Origin of the sequence: Photorhabdus heterorhabditis, from assembly GCF_018448905.1 — a bacterium.
Classification (GTDB): domain Bacteria; phylum Pseudomonadota; class Gammaproteobacteria; order Enterobacterales; family Enterobacteriaceae; genus Photorhabdus; species Photorhabdus heterorhabditis.
This window is the reverse complement of record NZ_RCWA01000001.1, coordinates 72,263-96,157: the sequence shown is the minus strand read 5'-3', so window position 1 is coordinate 96,157 and position 23,895 is coordinate 72,263. Positions and strand designations below refer to the sequence as shown.

5 protein-coding genes and 1 pseudogene are annotated in these 23,895 nt (G+C 47.5%); 1 reads left to right on the top strand and 5 read right to left on the bottom strand.

Translation table 11 applies throughout. The annotated features are described in order from the left end of the window. Positions 1 to 1,010: 1,010 nt before the first annotated feature. Both hemN and yihI read right to left on the bottom strand, forming a co-directional pair. Positions 1,011 to 2,384 (bottom strand): oxygen-independent coproporphyrinogen III oxidase, encoded by a 1,374-nt coding sequence (gene hemN, locus EAE89_RS00380; RefSeq protein WP_054476390.1) that lies wholly within the window; start codon positions 2,382 to 2,384, stop codon positions 1,011 to 1,013. A 193-nt stretch (positions 2,385 to 2,577) separates the two neighbouring features. Then, complete coding sequence (gene yihI, locus EAE89_RS00375; protein WP_054476388.1) at positions 2,578 to 3,090, bottom strand: Der GTPase-activating protein YihI; 513 nt, start codon at positions 3,088 to 3,090, stop codon at positions 2,578 to 2,580. A gap of 182 nt (positions 3,091 to 3,272) precedes the next feature. On the opposite strand from yihI, the gene EAE89_RS00370 reads away from it, so the two are divergent. Beyond that, positions 3,273 to 4,754, top strand: a complete 1,482-nt coding sequence (locus tag EAE89_RS00370; RefSeq protein WP_149616862.1) for an ArnT family glycosyltransferase — start codon at positions 3,273 to 3,275, stop codon at positions 4,752 to 4,754. A 122-nt stretch (positions 4,755 to 4,876) separates the two neighbouring features. Here the strand turns inward: EAE89_RS00370 and pttC are convergent, their stop codons facing one another. The 3 genes and pseudogenes from pttC to EAE89_RS00355 form a co-directional block, all read right to left on the bottom strand. Beyond that, positions 4,877 to 12,031, bottom strand: a complete 7,155-nt coding sequence (gene pttC / locus EAE89_RS00365) for a phototemtide A non-ribosomal peptide synthetase PttC (protein ID WP_214085167.1) — start codon at positions 12,029 to 12,031, stop codon at positions 4,877 to 4,879. Next, on the bottom strand, positions 12,013 to 22,890 hold the full coding sequence (pttB, locus tag EAE89_RS00360) for a phototemtide A non-ribosomal peptide synthetase PttB (RefSeq protein WP_214085166.1): 10,878 nt from the start codon (positions 22,888 to 22,890) through the stop codon (positions 12,013 to 12,015). The genes pttC and pttB overlap by 19 nt, the downstream gene beginning before the upstream one ends. A 218-nt stretch (positions 22,891 to 23,108) precedes the next feature. Then, positions 23,109 to 23,890, bottom strand: a pseudogene (locus tag EAE89_RS00355) (IS30 family transposase). Between the last annotated feature and the right edge of the window lie 5 nt (positions 23,891 to 23,895).

Here is a 23,895-nt window from a genome sequence, read left to right as displayed (position 1 = left end):
AGAGGATCTCTGGATTGAGACTGTAAAGCTGTACAGATCGATAATATAACAGCCTATTGCGTCAATGAGAGTGCATTCTGGCAAGCAAGCAGAAACCAGAGGAAATACGCAGTATTTCAAGCGACTGTTGTTACCTAATTAAGTAAGCAAAAACCTAATTTTTTCGCAGAATCACAACCTCCGTTGTGATTTAGATTCAGACTAAAATTATAAGGTTGGTTTAAGATGATGAAGTTGTGCCGCATTATTTTTGCAATTATTGTATTTTATTCTCTTTTCATTGGTATGATGCAAATATTATCGATCAATTTTTTTATTTTCCATGATTATTTTGGATGGTGGTAAATTCCAGCCAAAGTGGCCGCTATTATAGCATCCATTTACCTTTTTTCCCTACTTCTTAAGTTCTTACCTCTTATTATTGCTATTTTATATGTAGCTTGGCTCTGGTTATAAATATACGGCATTGGTCATTATGGTTTTCGATCCTTATACTTATTTGGCTGGTTATTGTTGTCTTTGGTTACTGCATACTCACCAAGAGCCTGAAATATAATACATCAGACTGATTTTCCCCAAAAAATCAATTTGATGTGATATTCAATATTAATGAAAATCAGGTAGTAAAAACAACGCTACCAATTATTTAAATAGATATAGAGAAATTGAGGTTCAGTGAAAACCCTACTTTAACAAATAAACGGTTTTATTTTTATAATTCGAATCATTTCAACATGATACTGATTAAATACGTATACCCAATAGATTTCAAGATGCATCGCGACGGCAAGGGAACGAATCCCCAGGAGCATAGATAACTCTATGACTGGGGTGAGTGAGTGCAGCCAACAAAGAGGCAACTTGAAAGGTAACAGGTATATACCATTTATCACGTTAATAACCATTTTAATAAGTCCAAGAAAAAAAGCGTAAAACAAGATACCTAAATGTAAAATAAACCTCTTTTTAAAGAGGTTAAAAATTTTTTATTTAAAACTACGTCTAAATAATCAAATCACTCTCGAGAACTGACGCTGGCGGACTTGCTGGCGCAAATAAATATCAAAACACATACAAATATTACGAATAAGTAACCGGCCCCGTGGCATCACTTGAATCCGTTGTTTATTCACGTCAACCAGTCCATCTTCAACCAATGGCACCAATAATCGCAAATCTTCGGCAAAATAACGGGTAAAACTCAGCCCATATTGTTGCTCAATATCGGCAAAATTCAGGCGGAAGTTACAAATCAGCGCCTTAATAACATCACGGCGAATACAATCATCCTGGGATAAAGTTAAACCACGCCATAAAGCATGGCCCTGTTTTTCCAATTCCGCATAATAGGTTTTTAACTCTTTCTGGTTTTGGGAATAGCTATCACCCAACATACTAATCGCAGAAACTCCCATTCCTAACAGATCACATGCTTCCTGAGTGGTATAACCCTGAAAATTACGATGTAATTTCCCTTCCCGCTGAGCTACTGCCAGTTCGTCATCCGGGCGAGCAAAATGGTCCATACCGATAAACTGGTAGCCATTTCCCGTCAGGGTTGCAATTGTTTCCTGCAAAATATCCAGCTTTTGCTCGGCACTCGGTAAATCGCGCTCTTTGATTTTACGCTGAGCAGCAAATAAATTCGGCAAATGAGCATAATTGAAAATACTCATCCTATCCGGAGCTAACGCTAATACTCGCTCCAGAGTGAAAGCAAAGCTTTCTGATGTCTGTTTCGGCAACCCATAGATCAGATCAATACTGGTGGAATTAAAACCCGTTTCACGAGCGCGCGCGACCAAAGCAAAGATAAAGTCTTCATCCTGTTCACGATTAACCAGACGCTGTACTTCTTTATTAAAGTCCTGCACTCCCATACTCAGACGGTTAAAACCTTCACTACGCAGGTGGTCAATCATATCCAGTTCAATTTCACGCGGGTCAATTTCAATAGAAATTTCAGCATCCGGCAGAAAATCAAAATGGTCACGCAGCAATCCCATCAATTTACTGATTTGGTCTTTATCAAGATAGGTTGGCGTACCTCCACCCCAATGCATCTGGCTAACTTTACGGCCAGAAAACAGCGTTGAGCGCTCACAAATTTCCAGTTCAAGCAGTTGCACATATTGATCCGCTTTATGCTTCTGGCGGGTTACCAATTTATTACAACCACAGAAATAACAGAGCTTATGGCAAAACGGAATATGAATGTACAGAGAGAGCGGTCGTTCAGGGTAACGGACAGCAGCCTGCATAAATGCTGCATTATCATACTGTTGATTGAATTCCAGCGCCGTAGGATATGACGTATAACGGGGGCCTGAATAATTGTATTTCTGGATCAAAGGCAGATCCCAAACGATGGCTTGCTCAAACATACTTATTCCTTCCGATGTTTTTGCCGGTCTAAACGCAACGCGTCCATGTGTTTGATGTGTTGCGCTGCGGTGACTCTGAGCAGCCGGGTTTTATGCTGCGACAATCGCCATAGTTTACCCAATAACCACAGCAAATAACATATTAATAGTGTGGTTATCAGGATTAACCCGCCTTTGATCATGGAAGACGAAACTAGTTGCCTTTCAGCAGTTGCATAATGTCATCCCGCTTCTCTTCTTCACCCTCTTCCTCATCCAGTTTAATCCCCAATTCTTCCATCAGGGCATCAATCCGATCCAGAGTAGTGTCAACATAAGCATTCTCTTCTTCAGACAACTTTTCGCCATTTTCCAGACGTTCCAACAATGCATCCAGATGATCATCGTTTTCCAACATTGCCAGCTCTTCCTGCGGCAATAAACGGGGTTTGGTCTCAGCCTTCGGTTTAGCGGCGACGGGTTTCATCGGTTGCTCGCCAATAATCAGTGGAACAGGCACCTTGCTGCCAAAACGTGGATCAGATTGCTTCTTGCCTGATTGATGCTTATCGCTGTTTTTCTCCTGATGGCGGCTACCAGCCGGATTCCCGCGATGTTTTTTCTGGCGCTTACGTGCACGCCCTTCCGCATTTAGTTCTTCGCGGTTTTTTCTTTTCTGTTTACCAGCAGATGCTCTGGCCGGTGCTTTTTTCTTTAACGGGTTCATAGCCTGTTACTCAGTTTGGTTTATCAGGGTCTTGCTGCATCGGAATCTAACAGAAACCGCACGTATAGAAAAGCGCCGTAGATAACTCTTATCTTTTAGCCAAAATCTTCTATCATTCATACATGGTTTAACCATCAGCGAATATCCTATTAGCCTTAGCTTTTAATAAATGATAAATCGATATGCCTATTTCTGATACTTCTTCCTATAAACCCGTTTACTTATGGGCAGTGGGTTATGCTCTGTTATGGATTATCGTGAGCTATTCATTCGACCCAACTGTCCCTTATGATGCTGTTGAAGCATTGAACTGGGGTAAAAACGGAGAATGGGGTTCACCTAAAAATCCGTGGTTAGTCGGTGCAATGATGCTACCTGCTATTCATATAAGTGGTATTTCATTAAGTTTTTACTGGTATTTCATTCACTTCATTGCGATCGCTATTGGTATGCTCGGTGTATGGCATCTGGCATTCCGACTAACAGGGAAAAAAGAGCTGGCATGGCTCGCCATGCTGACATTGAACCTATCCGGTATTATCAATTTTGACATTATCCCTTATAACGACAATTACCTGCTAATTATGTTATGGCCGTGGACTATGCTGTTCTTTCTGCGGGCAGTGTACGACAATCCGCGCTGGTGGCTGGCATTTGCTCTCAGTTCCGGGCTGGCCGCAATGGGAAAATATTCCACACTGGCACTGGTTGGCTCGGTTTTCCTCCTGACACTATTTGTACCTAAAGTACGTCAATGCTATCGCCATCCTGCTCTTTATATCGCACTGATTATCTGGTTTATGCTGGTACTACCTAACGTCTGGTGGCTGTGGAACAATGATTTTGCCGCTTTCAAATGGGTAGATTCCCAGATAGATAGCGGTTTTAATTTACACACCACCCGATCGTTATTATCCGTATTTTATCCACTGATTATTGTTGGCATTATTATCTATATGCTTGGTGGCCGTATTAGCTGGCCGAAAGAGCAATCTAACCGACTGGTAAACGTCGCTATTCTGTTGCCGTTACTGATTATTTACTGCTGGTTCTCATTCAATGAGGGCGGAAGAATGACTGAATGGTTACAACCCTTTATGTCTGTTTCATCAGCGTTGTTGGTTGGTTCTATCACCCGTTTTCCACAAAAATCATTACGCTGCACTCTGCAAGGACTCACTGTCGTTGCAATATTGATTTGGGGAGGATATGTACTGATTATGGCGGCCAATGTCCGTGGCGCTGGTCATAAGTTTGAAGGTATCAAAGATTTTTCCTGGCAACTGGAACAGCGCTGGCATCAACTCTATCCAACACCGCTCCATTATGTCGGAGGCGAATACTTGCATCAGTGGCTGACTTTCTACGCGCCAAGTCAGCCGGAAACGATCCAACCCTGGACGCTAGAAGGGCAAGCACCCAATATCTATAATCGGCATGTTAAAGAAAGCGATATTGTACGTGACGGCGCTATTCTGGTAGGCACAAAGGGTAAAACCTGTGAACAAGAAGATTTTCATCGTGTTTTGCAAGACTGGCCAAGACTCAGAATAAATAGCACTGATGAATTTCTTTTTCAGCCTGAACCTGAAACTCAGCCAATACCGGTCTGTGTAGGCTTTGTGTCACCGGAAAACCTTGTGTCACCGGAAAAATATCAGTAACTTCCCCTGAAATTTGAAAGCCTGATTTAACAGGCTTTCAATTCTTCATACACCCTTAACATGATGACAATATACAATATGTCTACAGAGTTATATGTAATGTTACTCTTTGTCGGAAAACCTTACTCAACACCGCTGTCTGTAAGAATACCGAATCGTTGTTGAAGTATTGGCCCAATCTCTTTAAGCGGGCCTTCACTTAACATACTATCGTGGGAACAATTAATATCATGCAAAATGATGTTTCCTTCAACATACTCCCCCCATAAGTGCGGATCGTAATTAACATTATCGGCTTCACTATGGCCTTGTAGTGCCCTAAAGAATATGAGGTCACCTTGGAACCGGCTAGGTGAAAACTCGCTGAGCAAATGCGGTGCATCTCGGAACTCGGCAAGAATACGTTCGAAAATATTCTGATCAAGGTTTGCTAATGGATGCTCGAGCTCAGACAGCCGTTTTTTCAAGCCAACCACGCTAAGCTGCTGCTCGTTTTCAGGTGCCGAACCGGTAAATGCCTCAAACATTGCACGCAGGCTTTCCCGATCAGTGCGTACCATGTCTCTGTAAGTCTTCCACAATGGATAACCATCCATAAAGATCAAGACATTGACCACTTTATTATCCTTTTGCAACAAGGTGGCTATTTCATGCGCGAGATGGCAACCGAAAGACCAGCCCAGCAATGAATAAGGCCCCTCTGGCTGGATCTTATAAATCTCTGCCAGATAATTTTTCGCCATGTCATAAATTGATGGTGGTACAAGGCCGGTACTCAACCTGCGTGCCTGAATGCCATAAAGAGGCTGCTGCTCGCCAAGATACGGGATCAGCCCCGCATAAGACCAACTCAATCCTCCCCCAGGGTGTAAACAGAACAGAGGCGTTTTTTCGCCAGCTGGCTGCAATGGCAGCATGACGTCCAGAATATTGCCACGCGAGTTGCTTTCAAGACGCCGTGCCAGCAGTGCAACGGTGGGCGATTCAAACAGGTCACGAATAGTTAGCTTCTCATCCAATTCTTTTTCGATACGCACAATCAGCCGTGCCGCCAGCAGTGAATGCCCTCCCAGTGCGAAGAAGTTGTCATCAATGCTGAGGTGTCCAATACTCAATAGCTCACAGAACTGCGCATAAAGCCATTTCTCGCTTTCAGTCTGTGGTTGGCGGCCTTGCCGCGAACCGAAGTTTGGGTGTGCCAACGCGGCAACATCCAACTTGCCGTTGGCGTTTAATGGCAGTTCTGCCAACAACATGACCACGGCAGGCACCATAAAATCAGGTAAATGTTCACGCGTATGCTGTTGCAGCAACACCGGTAAATCTTCGTAGCTTGCAAAAGGCACCACATAGGCAACCAATTGTTTATTGCCCGAATGATCCTCACGCGGAATGACCACCGCTTGCTGCACGCCGGTGTGCTGCTTCAACACGACTTCGATTTCCCCCGGTTCAATACGGAAACCACGAATTTTCACCTGCTGATCACGACGGCCAACAAAGTTGAGCACGCCATCACGCCGCCATTTCACCACATCCCCAGTGCGGTACATGCGGCTGCCCGCAGGCCCGAAGGGATCGGCGATAAAATGTGCCGCACTTTGCCCGGGACGCTTCAGATAGCCACGCGCCAAGCCGCGGCCAGCAATGTATAGTTCCCCTAGCGCACCAACCGGCACCGGCTGTAAAAATTCATCTAATACATAGAGACTAGTGTTATCCAACGCAGCACCAATAGGAACGTCCAGATAAGGGGCATCTGTTTTCGCAATGGGATAATCCGTAGCGTAGGTGGTGGTTTCCGTTGGGCCATAGATATTCATCAATTCAAGATTGGGCCAATGTTCCCGCACTGTCTGCACCGCACTGGCGGATATCTTTTCACCACCGGTGAATACTTTCTGCAAAGAACCCAGACATTGCGGATGTTCTTCCGCAATCAGCCTGAATAACCCGGATGTCAGAAATGCAGCGGTTACCTGTTGTTCAACGATGGTCGATGTCAACAGATCCAGATCGAGATCGTCACCCGGTACGATGACGACCTGATGACCATTAATCAGAGTGGCCCACAGCTCATAGGTTGAGGCATCAAATGCGTAGGGGGAATGCAACAGAACGCGCTGGTGATGCTCGCTGCGCCAGCGCCGATCGAGAGTCAGAGTAATGACATTATCTTGTGTGGTGGCGATCCCTTTGGGCTGCCCCGTAGAGCCTGAGGTAAACATCACGTAGGCCAGATTCTGGGCGCTTACCGGCTCGCTGGCCCACGCAACATTGTTCTGGGTGCTGGCATTGCCTACAGTTTCCACCTGTAAACTGGCCGGCAAAACCACGTGGCTATGTGCATCATCCACCAACGCAACCTGCGCCCCGACTTCATCCACTATATGCTGCCAGCGTTCCAATGGATCGCTAGTACGCAACGGCACATAGAACCCTCCAGCCTTAATTACCGCCAATATGGCGATCGCAAGCGACGGCGAGCGTTCCATCAGCAATGCAACACCATGTTCCGCTTTCACCCCAAGCTGTTGCAAGCGTTGTGCCAAATCATTGGCGCGCGCGTTCAGTTGTGCATAGGTAAGTTGCTTATCGCCACAACTCAGAGCAATGTGCTCTGGTGCCGCCGCCACCTGTTTTTCAAATAGGCTGGCCAGCGACACCATCGGCACTTTCTGTTCCGTGGCATTCCACTCAGTTACCATTTTGCATTGCTGCTCGGCTGTTAACAGTGGAATATTCGCCACGGGTGTGTCTGGTTCTTCTGCAATGAACGACAGCAATCGAACAAGATATTGCGCAAGCGCCGCCACCGTATCGCGATCAAACAGATCGACGGCATACTCAATCTGGGCATTGAGTGCACACACCTCACCATCATCACTATAGACTTCATCAAAATTGAACGTCAGATCAAATTTGGCAGGGACAAAACCAACCGGCTGCGGCTTTGCCTGCAAATTGGCAAATTGTCGGATGTTGTCGCCGTTATTTTGCAATACCAACATTACCTGGAACAGCGGATGTCGTGAGGCAGAACGCTCAGGGTTAAGCGCTTCTACCACTCTGTCAAAAGGCACATCCTGATTTGCATAGGCAGAAAGCATGAACTCACGCACACTGGCAAGCAACTGATTAAATTCAGGGTTACCCGCGCAATTTACTCTCAGCACCAGCGTATTGACAAAGAAACCAATCAAATTGGCCATGGCCTCGTCGGCCCGCCCAGCAACGCCTGTACCCAATGTAATATCATCACCAGCCCCCATCCGACTAAGCATGACGGCGACCCCGGTTTGTAGCAACATAAATGGCGTTACGCCCTCATCACGCGCCAGTTTTTTCAGGCGGCCATAAAGCGCTTGGTCAATCGCATAGCTGACCCGGGCGCCTTGTTGGCTCGGTACAGATGGACGCAGGCGATCGGTAGGTAGACAAGTTTCCTGAGGCGATCCTGCCAGCGCACTACGCCAGAATTCAATTTGCTGTGCGCCGCGTGTGGAGGCATCCTGCACATCCCCCAATAGTTGACGCTGCCATAGCGCGTAGTCAGCGTATTGCACGGTTAGTGGCGCCCACTTCGCTTCCTGACCCTCGTAACGCGCCTGATAGGCCAAAGACAGATCGTGCAGCATTGGCCCTAATGAACCGCCGTCACAGGCAATGTGGTGAACGACCAGCAGCAGCACATGTTCGTTCTGGTCCGGTAAGTGGAACAGCCACCCACGCAGCGGCAAATCATTTACCAGATCGAACTGCCAAGCGGCGGCCTTGTCGATGCTTTCCGACAGCTCCTCCGGCGTCACATTGTCGATGATCAAAGACGGTGCCACACTATCAGGCGCTAGAATATGCTGATAAGGCTGATCAAGATGCAGAGGATATAGCGTGCGCAGAATCTCATGGCGCTGTACCAGATCGCCCAGTGCCTGACGCAATGCTTCATCATTGAGCGGCCCATTCAGTTTCAGAGCAAGCGGCATATTATACGCGGCATGATCGTTGCCAATGTTATCCAACAACCACATTCGCTGCTGGGCAAAGGAAAGGGGTAAATATTCCTCACGAGCCTGGTACGTGAGCGTTTCACGGCGTTGAGTGCCCTTTATCGCCAACTGCTCGGCAAACTGCGCCACGGTTGGGTAATCAAACAGTGTGCGGATCGGCAACTCAATGGCTAATGCGCTAGATACGCGGCTAATCAGGCGCATCACTAACAGCGAGTGGCCGCCCAACGCAAAGAAGTTGTCGTCCATGCCTACCGTTTCCAGCCCCAGTACCTCAGCAAACAACCCTACCAGAATTTCTTCCTGTGCCGTGCGCGGCTGGCGCCGTCTGCCGCCATGGTTGAAATCTGGCGCCGGTAATGCGCGTCTATCCAGTTTCCCATTGACCGTCAAAGGGAAACGCTCAATTTGAAGGATGGCCGCAGGTACCATATAGTCAGGGAGTTTTACCGCCACGCGGTGGTGCAGTGCCACCGTGTCAATAGCGACGTCACTGTCACTGGTGATATACCCCACCAATTGTGGATTGCCAGGCTGATCTTTACGCATCAGCACCACGGCTTGGGTGACCTGCGGGTCATCCGCCAGAGCCGCTTCAATTTCCCCCAACTCAATGCGGAAACCACGTAGTTTCACCTGCTGATCGGCTCGGCCTATATAAATCAGCCCGCCTTCGGGCGATCTAAAGGCCAAATCGCCCGAACGGTACATACGGGAACCCGGTTCACCATACGGGTCGGCGACAAAGCGCTCAGCACTTAACCCCGCGCGGTTCAAGTAGCCGCGCGCCAGCCCGGCGCCAGCAATGTACATTTCCCCTTCAACACCTGTAGGAACGTGGCGTAAAGCGTTATCCAACACATAGATATGCAGATCGGCGATCCCAACGCCAATCGGGCTACCGGATTGGCTGCGCATCATTGTCGGGGTCAGCGCCTGATAGCTGACGTGCACGGTTGTTTCGGTAATGCCATACATGTTGATTAATTCAGGCGCTGCCGAATCGTGGCGTTGGTACCAACGTTCAAGCTGGCTAAGATCCAGCGCTTCCCCACCGAATACCACTTTGCGCAGCGCCAGTGGATATTTCTTCTCGCGATCGTTTTGATCCGCTTCTATCAATTGATAGAAGGCAGAGGGCGTCTGGTTTAATACCGTGACTTTCTCTTCGCTCAGTAGTTTGAGGAATGCTTGAGGATCGCGGCTCACCATAAACGGTACAATGACCAGCCGGCCACCATATAACAATGGCCCCCAAATTTCCCACACTGAAAAATCAAAAGCATACGAATGGAACAAGGTCCAAACGTCATTACGGCCAAAATCGAACCACGATTGCGTTGCTGTAAAGAGCCGTAACACGTTTTCATGCGGGATCAGCACCCCTTTCGGGTTCCCCGTAGAGCCAGAGGTGTAAATGATGTAGGCCAAGCTTGCCGTACTAACCGGACGTAAAAGTTCATCGGGTTGAAGATCCCGTTTGCTGAACGGCGCCAGACGCTGCTGATATTCAGGCATATCAACTACCAAATCAGGCGTGGAGCCGTTTAACATGCCGGCATTTTCTGCGTTGGTGATAATCAGCGTCGGTTTAGCATCAGACACGATAAAACCAAGCCGTTCGGCAGGGTTATGGAGATCCAGCGGTAGATATGCAGCGCCGGCTTTTAATACGGCTAACAGCGCAATCAGTGTCTCCATCGAACGTGGCAACGCCAATGCCACGACATCCTCAGTGCCAATGCCGCGGTTCACCAGATAACGAGCCAACTGATTGGCCCGCTGATTAAGTTCGCCATAGCTCAGGCGATCGTTGCCTAGGCTCAGCGCAATCGCATCCGGCGTCTCGCTCGCGCGTTTTTCAAACATTCTATGGAGCGTATCGGCTGGCAATGATGCCAACACAGGGTAAGGTTGAACCATGGCCTGAACTTCTTGCGCCAGCAGCAACGGTACGCTACCAATAATTGTCTGCGGATCGTCAATGATGGCATGCAGTATCAGCATGAAGCGCTCGGCCAGGTTTGCCACCGTTTGATCGTCAAACAGGTCTGGCAATGAGCTGAAACGCAGGGCTAGCATTTCACCCGGAACCGCCACCAACCCAAGCGGGTAATGTGAAGCATCCCCACCATGGTGTACCGTTAGCGAGATGTTCAGCGCGGTATCAGATTGCTCACTACTGCCTTCCATGAGCGGGTAGTTCTCGAACACCATCAAGGTATCAAACAGCTCGCCGTAACCGGCATCCGCCTGGATGGTCGTCAGGTCAAGATATTGGTAATCAAGCAGCCGGGTTTGCTCTGACTGTAGGCGTTGTAAAAGCGTAGTAAACGTCTCCGCCAGGCTGAACGTCAGGCGTAATGGCACGGTATTGATTAGCAACCCAACAATGCTTTCCACGCCGTACAACTCACCTGATCGGCCAGAAACCGTAACGCCGAACACCACATCACTGCACCCCGTCATCCCCCCCAGCAGCACACCCCATGCGGCCTGGATCAGTGTATTTACCGTCACGCCAAGCTGTTTGGCGCGTAAGTTCAGTCGCTGCGTGTATGCCGCATCCAGATGCTTATACAACAGATTCGGTTGCAGATTTTCCGTGGTGCGCCCTTTTGCCAGGCAAGTTGGCGCCGCCAGGCCACTGAGCGTTTCGCGCCATACGGCGCGCATTTCATCAACATCACGCTCCGCAATCCATTGCAGATAGTTGCGATAAGGAGTAATCGGCGGCAAGGTGCTGCCTTGCACATCACCCAGATACAGAGTGCATAACTCTTGCAGTAGGATAGGAATTGACCAGCCATCCAGCAACAGGTGATGGTTGGTAAAGACCAGATAATGCTGCTGTGCCGCCAGTTTGACTAGGGTGAATCGCAGCAACGGCGGATCGTGCGGATCAAAGCGCTCATCATAATCGGTCTGTAACAGCGCGGCGAATGCTGGCTGTTGCTGCTCTGGTGATAGATGGCTCACATCCACCTCACGCCACGGCAACGGTAGCCCCGCCAAGATCAGTTGTACCGGCGTTTCTACGTCTTCGTACTCAAACCCCGCGCACAGGTGCGGGTGACGTTGCAGTAAGGTTGTGACAGCCTGTTTCAGCTTTTGGCTATCTAAAACGCCAGTAAGCTGGAAAACCTGTTGTACCTGATACGCATCACTGCCTTGAGTATCGTACAACATATGGAACAACAGACCTTTTTGTAATGGCGATAACGGGAGTATCTCTTTAATTTCCATATTTATTTCTTCTTCTTCCACTTGGCTTGAAGTTTTTCCAAGCTATTCTGTTTAAGCGATAGCATCGTGATGTCCGATGGTGTGAATCCCCCCACGTCAGGCACCGTAGAAAGCTGCGACATTGCTTTTAGCCAACGGAACCAGTGGTTACCCAACACACTAATGCGCTCTTCCGTGTGCAGCGCTCTGGCCCATGACCAGTTGGAAACCAGAACCGGCCCTTCCGATCGCTCTTCTACCAACGCATTGAGTGAAAGCGCATGAGGGAGCGCAAAATTGTCATTAGCCGTTGTATCCAGCAGATTCGCCTCTGCGGCCACCTGCCAGTCACGATCGCCACCCGCAGCCATGCGGCCCAGATAGTTGAAGCCAATCTGAGCCTGCTGCTGCTGTGACAAGATTGGCCGTGTTTGCGAATTCAGATAGCGTAGCAACCCATATCCAAGGCCGTTCGCAGGCACTTGGCGTAGCTGCTCTTTGATGCGTTTTAGCGCATGACCTAATGAATAAGGGTCTGCCATCTGCGTAACGCCCGGTTCGAGCCGCACAGGATACATGCTGGTGAACCAGCCGACGGTGCGTGACAGCTCCGTACCGGGAAGTTCTTCACGCCCGTGCCCCTCAAGATCCAGTAGGACATCCGTCTGTGAAGTTTGCCGCCAGTCATTAACGGCCAGAGCAAAGGCACAGAGCAGTACGTCGTTGATACCGGCATGAAAGAGCGCCGGTATCGTCCCCAACAACGGTTGGGTAAACGCCGCCGGTAACTCAAGCCGCAATGAATCGCTGCCCGCAACGGTGTCTTGCACCCCGTCTAGCTGGCGGGAAGTCAGCAACGTATCCGGCTTCTCCAGCACCGTTAGCCAGTGATTCAGTTCGTTACGCCGCACATTGGCCTCTTGCTGCAATTGATACGCCCACGCACGGAAAGAGGTACCAACCGGCAACGTATCCTGCGCTTTCCCCGCGCTCAGGGCTGCCCAAATGTTTTGCAAATCCGGCGCTAAAATACGCCAAGAGACACCGTCCACCACCAAGTGGTGAAGCACTAACATTAGCCGACCCAGCTGTCCGGCGGATGCACGGAACCAAACCGCCTGTAGCATTTTGCCCGCCGCCGGATCGAGGCGCTGTTTTGCGCGTTGACTTTCTGCCTTGATGCAGCGTTGTAGTTCCACCCGCGTGAACGCCTGGCAATCCACAATGCTCAATGCGCCATCCACGATGTCTGCCGTCATTGGCGGAATGGTCAGCAGGACATCACCGCTTGTGGCGCGATTCGCCACCAGACGCAGGGCATCGTGCTGCTCTAATAACAGGATCAGCATCTGCCTGAGTTGTTTCTCATCCAGATGTTTCGGCGTTTGCAGCAACGTTGCCTGGCTGAATCCGTTGATGTTGCCGGGGTTTTCCATCAACCAATGGATAATTGGCGTAGCGGGTAATTCACCTACCGCGCCAACCCGCGTTTCAGCAACCGTGGAAATGTTCGCCTGCATTTTTCTGGCTAGGGAAGCAACGGTTTTGTGCTCAAAGACCTGGCGTGGTGTGAATATCCAACCAGCCTGGCGCGCACGCGCAACCAGCTGTATCGCAGTAATACTATCGCCCCCCATTTCGAAGAAGCTACTGTCAATATCAATCTGTTCCAGACCCAATAAATCGGCAAAGAGCGCGCAAAGCAGTTGCTCTTGCGTATTGCGCGGGCCACGGTGATGAGGCTGATGGAAATCAGGCTGCGGCAATGCGCGTCGATCGACTTTACCATTCGGCGTAACCGGAATTGCCGGCAGCATGACGATAGCCACGGGTACCATATATTCCGGCAGGTGGCTACGCAGATATTCGCGTAGTTCTGCGGTATTAACATCCCCTTCATTCGCCACAGCGTAAGCAACTAGTTGGCAAAGCCCCGGCTTATCTTCACGCACGATCACCGTGGCTTGGCTCAGTTGAGGACACTTCAGCAGCAGGGATTCAATTTCACCCAGTTCAATACGGAAGCCCCTGATCTTGACCTGATGATCCACACGCCCAGTAAACATTAGCTCACCGTTGGTTTGCCAATAGGCGACATCTCCGGTGCGATACATTCGGCTACCTGCCGCGCCAAACGGGTTCGCCACAAAGCGTTCCGCCGTTAAATCCGGGCGCCGTACGTAGCCACGGGCCAAGCTTTCACCTGCGATATATAGCTCGCCTTTTACCCCTGGCGCGACCGGTTGCAAACGCTCATCCAAGACATAGACCTGCATGTTAACGATCGGCGTACCGATAGGCGGCGCTTTTCCGGCCATCAACGGTTGGCTCATAGTGGCGCAGACCGTGGATTCACTTGGCCCGTAGGCATTGATTATCCGGCGCCCCTGGCCCCAATAGTCGATCAGCTCCGGCTGGCAGGCTTCGCCCGCCACCACCAACGTTTCCAACGCAGGCAATGGCTTACGCGGCATAACCGCCAATCCCACCGGCGGCAACGTGGCGTGCGTCACGCCCTGGGCCAACATCAGTTCATACAGTGGCTCCCCCGGCGACAATGTATCACGGCCTGCAACGACCAGCGCCGCGCCACTTAACAGCCCCATACTGATATCCCAGAACGAGGCATCGAAGCTCGGTGAAGCAAACTGCAACACACGGCTTTGCGGCGTGACATGTAATCGCTCGACCATGCTGGCAACCAAGTTACCGATACCCCGATGCGTCACCAGAACACCTTTCGGCAAACCGGTAGAACCAGAGGTATAGATAATGTAAGCCGCATTATTGATACTCAACTTCCTTGGCAAAGTGATGCTTTCTGCTTGCTGCCGGGCCAATTGCGTATGCAGCGCCGGTTGGTCAATCTGCAAGCGGGAATACTGCGCCCCCAGTTTTTGCACGAACGCAGAATCCGTGATGACCAGCTCGGGCTGAGAGTGTTCCAACATATAATTCAGGCGTTCCTGAGGATAATCAGGATCAAGCGGTAAATATGCAGCGCCGGTTTTCAGCGTAGCAATCAGCGCGACAATCAGATTAACTGAGTGCGGTAGTGCGATAGCAATGATGTTTTCTGTGCCAACACCCCTTTCCATCATCAGATTCGCCAACCGGTTAGCCCGTTGATCCAACTGGCTATAGGTCAGCCGTTCACTTTCCCCCAGCAAAGCAGGTGCATCCGGTGTTGCTTTGGCAAGGGTTTCGAATTGTTCGGCAAACGTCTTGGCCGGCAATTGCCGGGCGGTGTTATTCCATTCGTTGACAATCTGCTGGCGTTCACACGCGCCAAACATCTCTAATTCATTGATATTGCAGCATGTATTTCGACTGATGGCCGCCAAAATATTAGCAAAATAGCCTGCCAGGCGCTCAGCGGTTTTACCGTCAAACAAGTCGGTAGCATATTCAACGATGCCGTTTAATGAGGTTGGCGTTTCTTCAAAGTTGAAGGTCAAATCAAACTTCGCCACTGGTAGTAGCGGTGTGCCAACGCGGGTGCTCAGTCCATCAAAATGGACCTCGCCACGGGCGTTGTTTTGCAATACCAACATGACCTGGAACAGCGGATGGCGCGCCAGGGAACGTTCTGGGTTCAGCGTTTCCACCAAGTTTTCAAACGACAGATCCTGATGTTCATACGCCTGCAATGCGCTATCGCGCACGCGCGCCAGCAATTGATCAAAGGTTGGATTCCCAGAAACATCAGTGCGCAACACCAATGTATTGGTGAAAAAGCCGATTAGAGGTTCTAGCGCTTCATCGGTACGGCCAGCAATAGACACACCCAGTGGAATGTCATGACCAGCACCTAACCGGCTCAGCAACACCGCCAAGGCCGCCTGCAACACCATAAACAGGCTCGCATTTTGCTGCCTTGCTACCTCAAGTAAACGTGCATAGACCGCTGGATCAACGTCAAAATGCCATTGCCCGCCTTGATAGCTTGAGCTTTGTGGCCGTGGCCTATCGGTTGGCAACTGCAACTCTTCCGGCAGTCCATGCAGCACTTCGCACCAATACGCCAACTGGTGGCTTTGCAGGCTGCCCGTATCACGGGAATCGCCCAGCAGTTCGTGTTGCCACAGGGTGTAATCGGCATACTGTACCTGTAGTGGCGCCCAGTTCGGCGCTTGCCCCTGCAACCGAGCATGATACGCCAGCGCCAGATCGCGCAGTAGAGGAGCCAGTGATGCCCCATCACTGGCGATATGGTGCATCAGGAATAAAAGCACATGATGATTCGGTTCAACATGGAACAGCCAGGCCCGGCAGGGGTTTTCATTTGCTAAATCAAAGATATATTCTGATGCTGCCAGCACCTCTTCATCTAAATTCTTAGCAAAGGCGCGGTGCAGCGTCAGTTCGCACCGTGCGTCTTCCCCGCAGGCAATCTGTTGATAAACGTTACCATCCGACTGCTCCTGAAAGCGTGTACGCAGGCTTTCATGGCGCGCCACCACATCATTCAACGCTGCTGCCATGGCAGGAACGCTCAATTCCCCCTGCAACTCCAGCGTCAACGGCATGTTATAGAGAAATTTCCCCCCTTCAATGCGGTCAACCATCCATAGCCGGCGCTGGGCCGCAGACAACGGCAGGCGTTCTGGCCTTGGTTTCACCTGCAACGCTGGGCGCAGTGTGCTCCCTTGCCCCAGACGCTGCACAAACTGCGCTACCGTTGGTGCTTCAAACAGATCACGGATGCTGGGGTTCACCTTTAACACTTTGCGAATACGGCTAACAAGACGTGATGCCAACAGGGAATGCCCCCCCAGATCGAAGAAATTATCGTCGATGCCAACCTGGGACAAACCGAGGACCTCGGCAAACAAGTGGCACAGTTTGCTTTCCTGCTCATTGCGTGCGGTTCGCCCGTGACCAATGTTGAATTCTGGAACGGGTAACACACTCATATCGACTTTCCCGTTGGCAGTCAGCGAGAATCTCTCTACTACGCTCACGACTGCCGGTACCATAAAGTCTGGCAACCGGGCGCTCAATGTTTGTCGCAACAATGTTGGTTCACACTGTCCGGTTTTTTCGGCAATGACATACGCGGCCAGCTGTTTATTTCCTTTTTGCGGTTCGAAAATGCACACGAGTGCCTGAGCAACACCTTCCTGCTCCAGCAATGCCGCCTCTATCTCCGCCAGCTCAATGCGGAAACCGCGTATTTTGACCTGTTGATCGCCACGGTTTAGGTACTCTAGAACCCCCTCCTGCCGCCAACGAACCCAGTCGCCAGAACGGTACATGCGATCGCCACTGCTGCCGAAAGGATTGGCGATAAAATGTGATGCCGTCAGGCCAGGCTGGTTAAGGTAGCCGCGTGCAAGCCCAGTACCGGCGATATACAACTCGCCAGAAACGCCGACAGGCACAGGTTGCAGGTAGGTATCAAGCACATACACTTGCATACTGTCCAACGGCGTACCAATAGGCACCGAAGCACTGTCCGGTACGCTATGCATAGCATAGGTTGTTGCAAAGGTGGTGGTTTCGGTTGGCCCGTAACCGTTCATCATTACCAGCCCAGGACAGCGCCGCATAACGGTTTCGATAGCGGATTTTGGCAATACATCACCACCAGCGAGTAACAGGCGCACATTGGCTAGGGAAGAGGCATGGTTTTCCACCATCAGCCGTAACAGGCCAACCGTTAGCCACAAGGCGGTTATTTTTTCATTGACGATGGTCTGCGCCAGCACATCGATATCCAGCTCACCTTTTGGCACCACCACTAATTGCCCACCACACAATAGTGGCACCCAAAACTCGTAAGTCGAGGCGTCAAACGCAACAGGGGAATGCAGCAGCACACGCTGATGATCTTCTGGCAACCAGCGGCGATCACAGGCTAGCGCTATAACGCTTTCCTGGTTTACCGCAATGCCTTTAGGTTTACCGGTCGACCCGGAGGTATACATAATGTAAGCAAGACTGGAAGGTCCGGCGTTGGTTGCCGGGTTGATTTTTGTCCAGCGTTTCCCAGCAGAATCGGCCACGTTGCGTATCACAAAGCGCACCGTTGGCAGGGGGTGATCGACATCGGTAATCAATACCGCTGCACCTGCGTCATCCAGCATCATTTGCTGCCGTTCCAGAGGATCGCTGGCGCGCAATGGCAGATAGGCCGCACCAGCCTTGATCACCGCCAACGTGGCAATGACCTGATCGATCGAATGCGCCATGAGCAACCCGACGCAAAACACTTCCTCCCCGGTGAGTTCGCGTAACCGGTGTGCAAGGCGATTGGCCGCGCTGTTCAACTGGGCATAGGTTAACGTTTTGCTGCCTTCGCTAACAGCGATAGCGTTTGGTGAACGGGCAACCTGCTGTTCAAACAGCACACCCAACGACAAGTTCGGCAATTCTACGAGCGTATTGTTCCAAGTTTTGAGCAGTTGTTGACGTTCAAACGTATTTAATAGGCAAATTTCACTAATTTTTTCAGTGGGCCTGTTTGCCATAATGTTCAATACACTGAATAAGCGGTCTACAAATCCCGCAACGGTTTGCGCATCGTAAAGGTCCGTCGCAAATTCAATATGTCCTCTTAACAGACCTTGTTGTACATCCTCTTTGAAAACAAACAGGAGATCGAACTTTGCCGTTTTAGTTAATACCTCCTGTTGCTCAATACGTAACGGCAACAAGACATTACCCAACGAAAATTCCTCTTCCAGTACCATCATGACTTGAAATAATGGGTGCTTGGACGCGGAACGATGTGGGGTTAAAAGCTCGACAACTTGCTCAAAAGGCAAATCCTGATGCATATAAGCATCAAGTACTGTTTTACGAACCTGTGCTATCAGGGAGACAAAATCAGGATTACCAGAAAGGTTGGTACGTAATACCAATGTATTGGAAAAAAGGCCAATTAATGGCATTTGAGCTACATCTGTACGACCCAAAACGGGAGTGCCTACCGATATATCATCACCGGCCCCCATTTGATGAAGCAGCACAGCAAGAGCTGTTTTTAGAACCATGAACAGACTGGCTTCCTCTTGTAAAGCCAAGCGTTTTAGACCCTGATATATATCCAGAGGAACTGAGAATTTATAGCAATCACCTTTGCTACTTGGCTTCGTGGGCCTAGGTTGCACGCTAGCTATTGTTACTTCTTCTGGTAATAATGCTAGCTGGTTACACCAGTAATGTATTTGTTTCGCATACAAACCTACCGATTTTTGCTCATCAGAGAGTAATATATGTTGCCATAATGTGTAATCTGCATATTGCACTGGCAAAGGCGGCAGTGAAGAATTTTCTCCTTTCAAGTGCGCCTGATAGTAATGGCCTAAATCATGTAGTAGGGGTGAGATAGAGCCACCATCTCCCGCCGTGTGATGGATTAATAGCAAGAATATATGCTGCTCGGGTTTTATCCGATACAACCAAGCTTTAATAGGCAATTCTTTATCAAGCCTGAAGATATAACCAGCCTGCTGAGTTAACTCTTTTGTAATTTGAGACTCATCCAACTCGTGAACATGCAATGAGAACGAGATTTCTTCGGTCGATACAATATATTGGCATGGTATATCATCCTGTAAGGTCAGATAAGTACGCAAACTTTCGTGTCGTTTCACGACATCAGACAGCGCTGCTGAAAGTGCGAAGGTATCCAATTCACCATAGATGCGTAATGCCATAGGCATATTATATGCACTGCTCTCATTAATCTGTTCCTGTAACCACAGACGTTGCTGGGCAAATGACATTGGCAAGATATTTGGTCGCGGCTGGGGAGTCAGTTTTTCTCGTAGAGAATATTTTTTGTCTGTGTCAGCTATAACCCTGGAAAGCGCTTTAACCGTTGGAGATTCAAAAATAGCTTTTAGCGGTAATTCAATATCTAACTGAGTGCGTAAATGAGTAAGTAACTGGATTGCCAGTAAAGAATTTCCACCAAGCTTGAAGAAGCTATCATTAATACCTATCGACTCAAATCCCAAAACCTCCTCAAAGATTTTGCATAAGATTTTTTCCTGGGATGATTCCGGTAAAACTCGCTCATCTGACTTGAATATTGGTGCTGGCAAGGCGTGGCGATCTATTTTACCATTCGGCATCAGTGGAAAACTATCCAATATCATAATAACTGCCGGCAGCATATAGTCAGGCAGATGTTTTTCCAGCCATTCATTTAATTCTTCCGACGAGCAAGAATTGGGTTTACGTAAAACAACATAGGCCACCAAATATTTGTTGCTGACACTTTCTTTTCCGTACGCAATGACTAACGCATTCTTTATTAGTGGTGATTTCAGGAAGGTATTTTCAATTTCTCCCAACTCAATTCGATAACCACGAATTTTTACTTGATTATCGACACGCCCCAAGAAATTGACATTCATGTCAGTTCCCCAGCAAGCCAGATCGCCGGTACGATACATACGCTGCCCTGCGGTTCCAAAGGGATTTGCGACAAATCGCTCGCTGGTCATAGTAGGGAGGTCTAAATAGCCGAGAGCCAATCCATCACCAGCTATATATAATTCTCCAGGATATCCTACAGGCACAGGCTGAAGAGCCGTATCAAGGATATAGATCTGCGTATTTAGTATTGGTAAACCAATAGAATTTGGCTGCACAGACTTTGCCGTCAATTCATGTAAAGTAGACCAAATGGTGGTTTCAGTAGGACCATAAACTTGAATGACTCTATGTGCTAGAGACACCATACGTTCAGCTAGATTTGTAGGCAACGAATCACCACCAACGATTGCGGTGAGGTTACTCAATGAGTTCGGCTGATACTCAACCAATCCTTGCCACAAAGCTGGCGTGCCTTGCAAATGAGTTATTTTATTTCGGACGATTTCCGATGCCAGTAGATTAGGATCTCGTGCAGTGTCACGAGACGCTAACGTTATTGAAGCTCCATTAACTAATGGTAAAAATATTTCCAAACCTGCGATATCAAAACCAATCGTTGTAACAGCGAGTATTCGGTTGCCCGGTTTTATTTGCAGTGACATTTGCATTGCGTAAAGAAAATTAATAAGCGAATGGTGTGTAATCACGACTCCCTTAGGATTCCCCGTCGATCCTGATGTAAACAAGATATACGCAGCTTGATTAGCCGTAGTGACTACTCTAATAGGGTTGTGAATTGATTGAGAGTCAACTAATAAGGAGATATTGATATCATCTAATTGTATCTGAAGAGCATCTAAACAAAAATTAAAATTAACATTAATTGACGTCAATACAAGTTTCGGCTTTGCCGTTTCAATAATATATTTCAAACGTTCTTCAGGATAATCAGGATCTAACGGTATATATGTTGCACCTATCTTCGATATAGCTAACAATGCTACAATTAAATCAACGGTCCGAGGTAATAGTAACGCTATGGTGTCATTAGGGAGAAAATGTTGACTTAATAAATAATGACCTAGCTTATTTGATTTTTCATTGAGTTGAGCGTAAGTTAAAGAAATGTCACCAAAATATAACGCTGATTTATTTGGAAATTTTCTTACCTGATCTTCAAAACAATCAATAAGTGTTAACGAAGGGATTGATGCCAGAGTTTTATTATTAATAATCTCTAAATTTCTATATTCATTATCATTTAGCAATAACAACGAACCAATGATAGCATCTTGATTTGTTAACAAATCATAAAAAATTTTCAACATCCGAGAGGCATGTTCAGACAACTGTTCTGGAGAATACAACTCACTATTTGCATCAAATCCAAGGGTCAGAGGAACTTCTTTATTATAATCAAAGAAAAAAATATTGAGATCAGAAACAGGTCCATTTGCAATATTGCAAGGTAGTATTTTACTTTGATGAAAATACCCACCATTATCAAAACTTTCAACGTTTATACTTATTCGATATAATGATTCACCACTATTAGTTATTTTTAAATCACGACACAGATCTTCATATCTATATTTTTGATGACGTAAGACCGTCATGACTTGTTTTGCTGTTCTGGCTAAAACCATCTTCAAGTTCAAATCTGGCGATAGTGTCAATCGCATTGGAAGTATATTTGCCATCAATCCTGGTATAATACGTTCTTTCCTTCCAAGCCTGCCTGTTACTGGTAAGCCGACGATGACTTCAGAAAGTCCCGTCATGCGATGCAAGTAAACGCAAGTTATAGCAATAAGCAAGTTAGGTAATGTGCAATTCATTTCTTTTGATTTTTTATGCAGTAGGTCAGTTAATTCATAACCCAAACTCACACGATGACGTATTATAGTTTTTAAAGGAGGAGCTATTCGATTCGCTAGGCTAGCAGGGGCAGGAATATCAGCAAATAGATTTAACCAGTAATCGCGGTCACAAATAAATCTGGAAGAATTACGATAATCAATATCACCATCAATAAGTTCCTTAAACTTACCGAATGGGGAAGGAGGAGGAGAACCCTCAATAAAATAAGCGTTATATAAACTTATGACACGTTGAATGATGAGTGATGCTCCCAGACCATCCATAACTATATGATGATAACAGTGGAAATACAAAAATTTATTTTCTGCTATTTTTATTAGTAATATTCCGAATGGAAGCTCTTCACAAATATCAAAAGGTTGCTCCGTTGTTACCAGTAAGAAATCTTTAGCTTTCTGGAGGGCAATTTCCTCTCGAAAATCGCTGTAATCAATAATTTTTGGTTCATAGTTATTTATAGGGAAAAAATTCTGTTTGATACAATTATCAAATTTATAAAAACGAGAGTGTAAAGCCTCAGCTTCTTCTACTGTTTTTCTAACCGCCTCAGAAAAATATTCAACATTTATATTACCATCAATTATAAAATATTCGCTTATATTATTTATTGACTTATTTTCTATAATTTCGTTGAACGACCAAATTCCGAACTGCGCAGATGTTAAATTATAATAGCCATCCTTATTCATATATAGTTCTTCCTTCGCTACAAATGTTATATATCTGTTATCTTTCAAGTTGCTTCTTTATTGGCTGCACTCACTCACCCCGGTTACATAGTTCTCTACGACATAGTTCTCTATGCTCCCGGGGATTCGCTCCCTTGCCGTCGCGAGGCATCTTGAAACCTATTGGGTATAGGGATAATGTTTTTGTTTGGTGGTTTCGCATAGCAAGTGCAACATAATTAAGCTACGAGTAAACAAGTTCGTATCCCTTTAAAGAGTCCATTTGAGGATTTACCACCACGAGTCTTTCGGGGACAATTATTTAATTCTAAACCGTTATCAAACGTCATTGTTTTAACCTTTTGTTTCATCGGGTATAAAGCCTTCATTGTGCCTTCAGCCACTTCTGATGCTTGTTCTGTTCAGTTTAATAATGATTATTAAGAGTACCTTACGTTCAACCAGCGTTAATAATACTCTCTTTTTATCTTTTCCTATTATTGTATTACCTTCCTAATCACCCATTCGTGATTTTTTATCAACGATTTCTGGGCGTTCATTAATACTGACTTTGTTTTTAATTTTTCCTCTTCTTTCATAACAACCATACTGTTTACGATACGGTTTACTGACAATTCTGAGATATTGCTATAAGTCACCTCTATCCATTTTATTTTTATAAAAAAATCTGCAAATGGTTTCATGATGCAAGGATATCCCTTCATACTTCCTTATATAGTCAACCATCTGTTCAGGACTTAAATCTTGCCAAATTAGCCGCTTTATCCATTTTTTTATTTCTTTGATCACTTTTGTAGCTTTCTTAGCAACATGACGGCGAGCAAGCCCCTGAAGATGGGCCTGTTTCGGACAATATTCTTTTACTTCCTGATTTCTTTTCAACTCTCTGCTAATGGTTGATGGGTTTCGATTGAGTAATTGACAATGAAACATTGTGAAAAACCCGCTTTTTAAACTGGATCGGGTATCTTTCTGCTTCGGTCAGTTGTTTATAGACCATAGTGC

Coding starts and splice junctions, on each gene's coding strand:
- hemN (WP_054476390.1), bottom strand. CDS start 2,384: ATGTTTGAGCAAGCCATCGTTTGGGATCTGCCTTTGATCCAGAAATAC.
- yihI (WP_054476388.1), bottom strand. CDS start 3,090: ATGAACCCGTTAAAGAAAAAAGCACCGGCCAGAGCATCTGCTGGTAAA.
- pttB (WP_214085166.1), bottom strand. CDS start 22,890: ATGAATAAGGATGGCTATTATAATTTAACATCTGCGCAGTTCGGAATT.
- EAE89_RS00370 (WP_149616862.1), top strand. CDS start 3,273: ATGCCTATTTCTGATACTTCTTCCTATAAACCCGTTTACTTATGGGCA.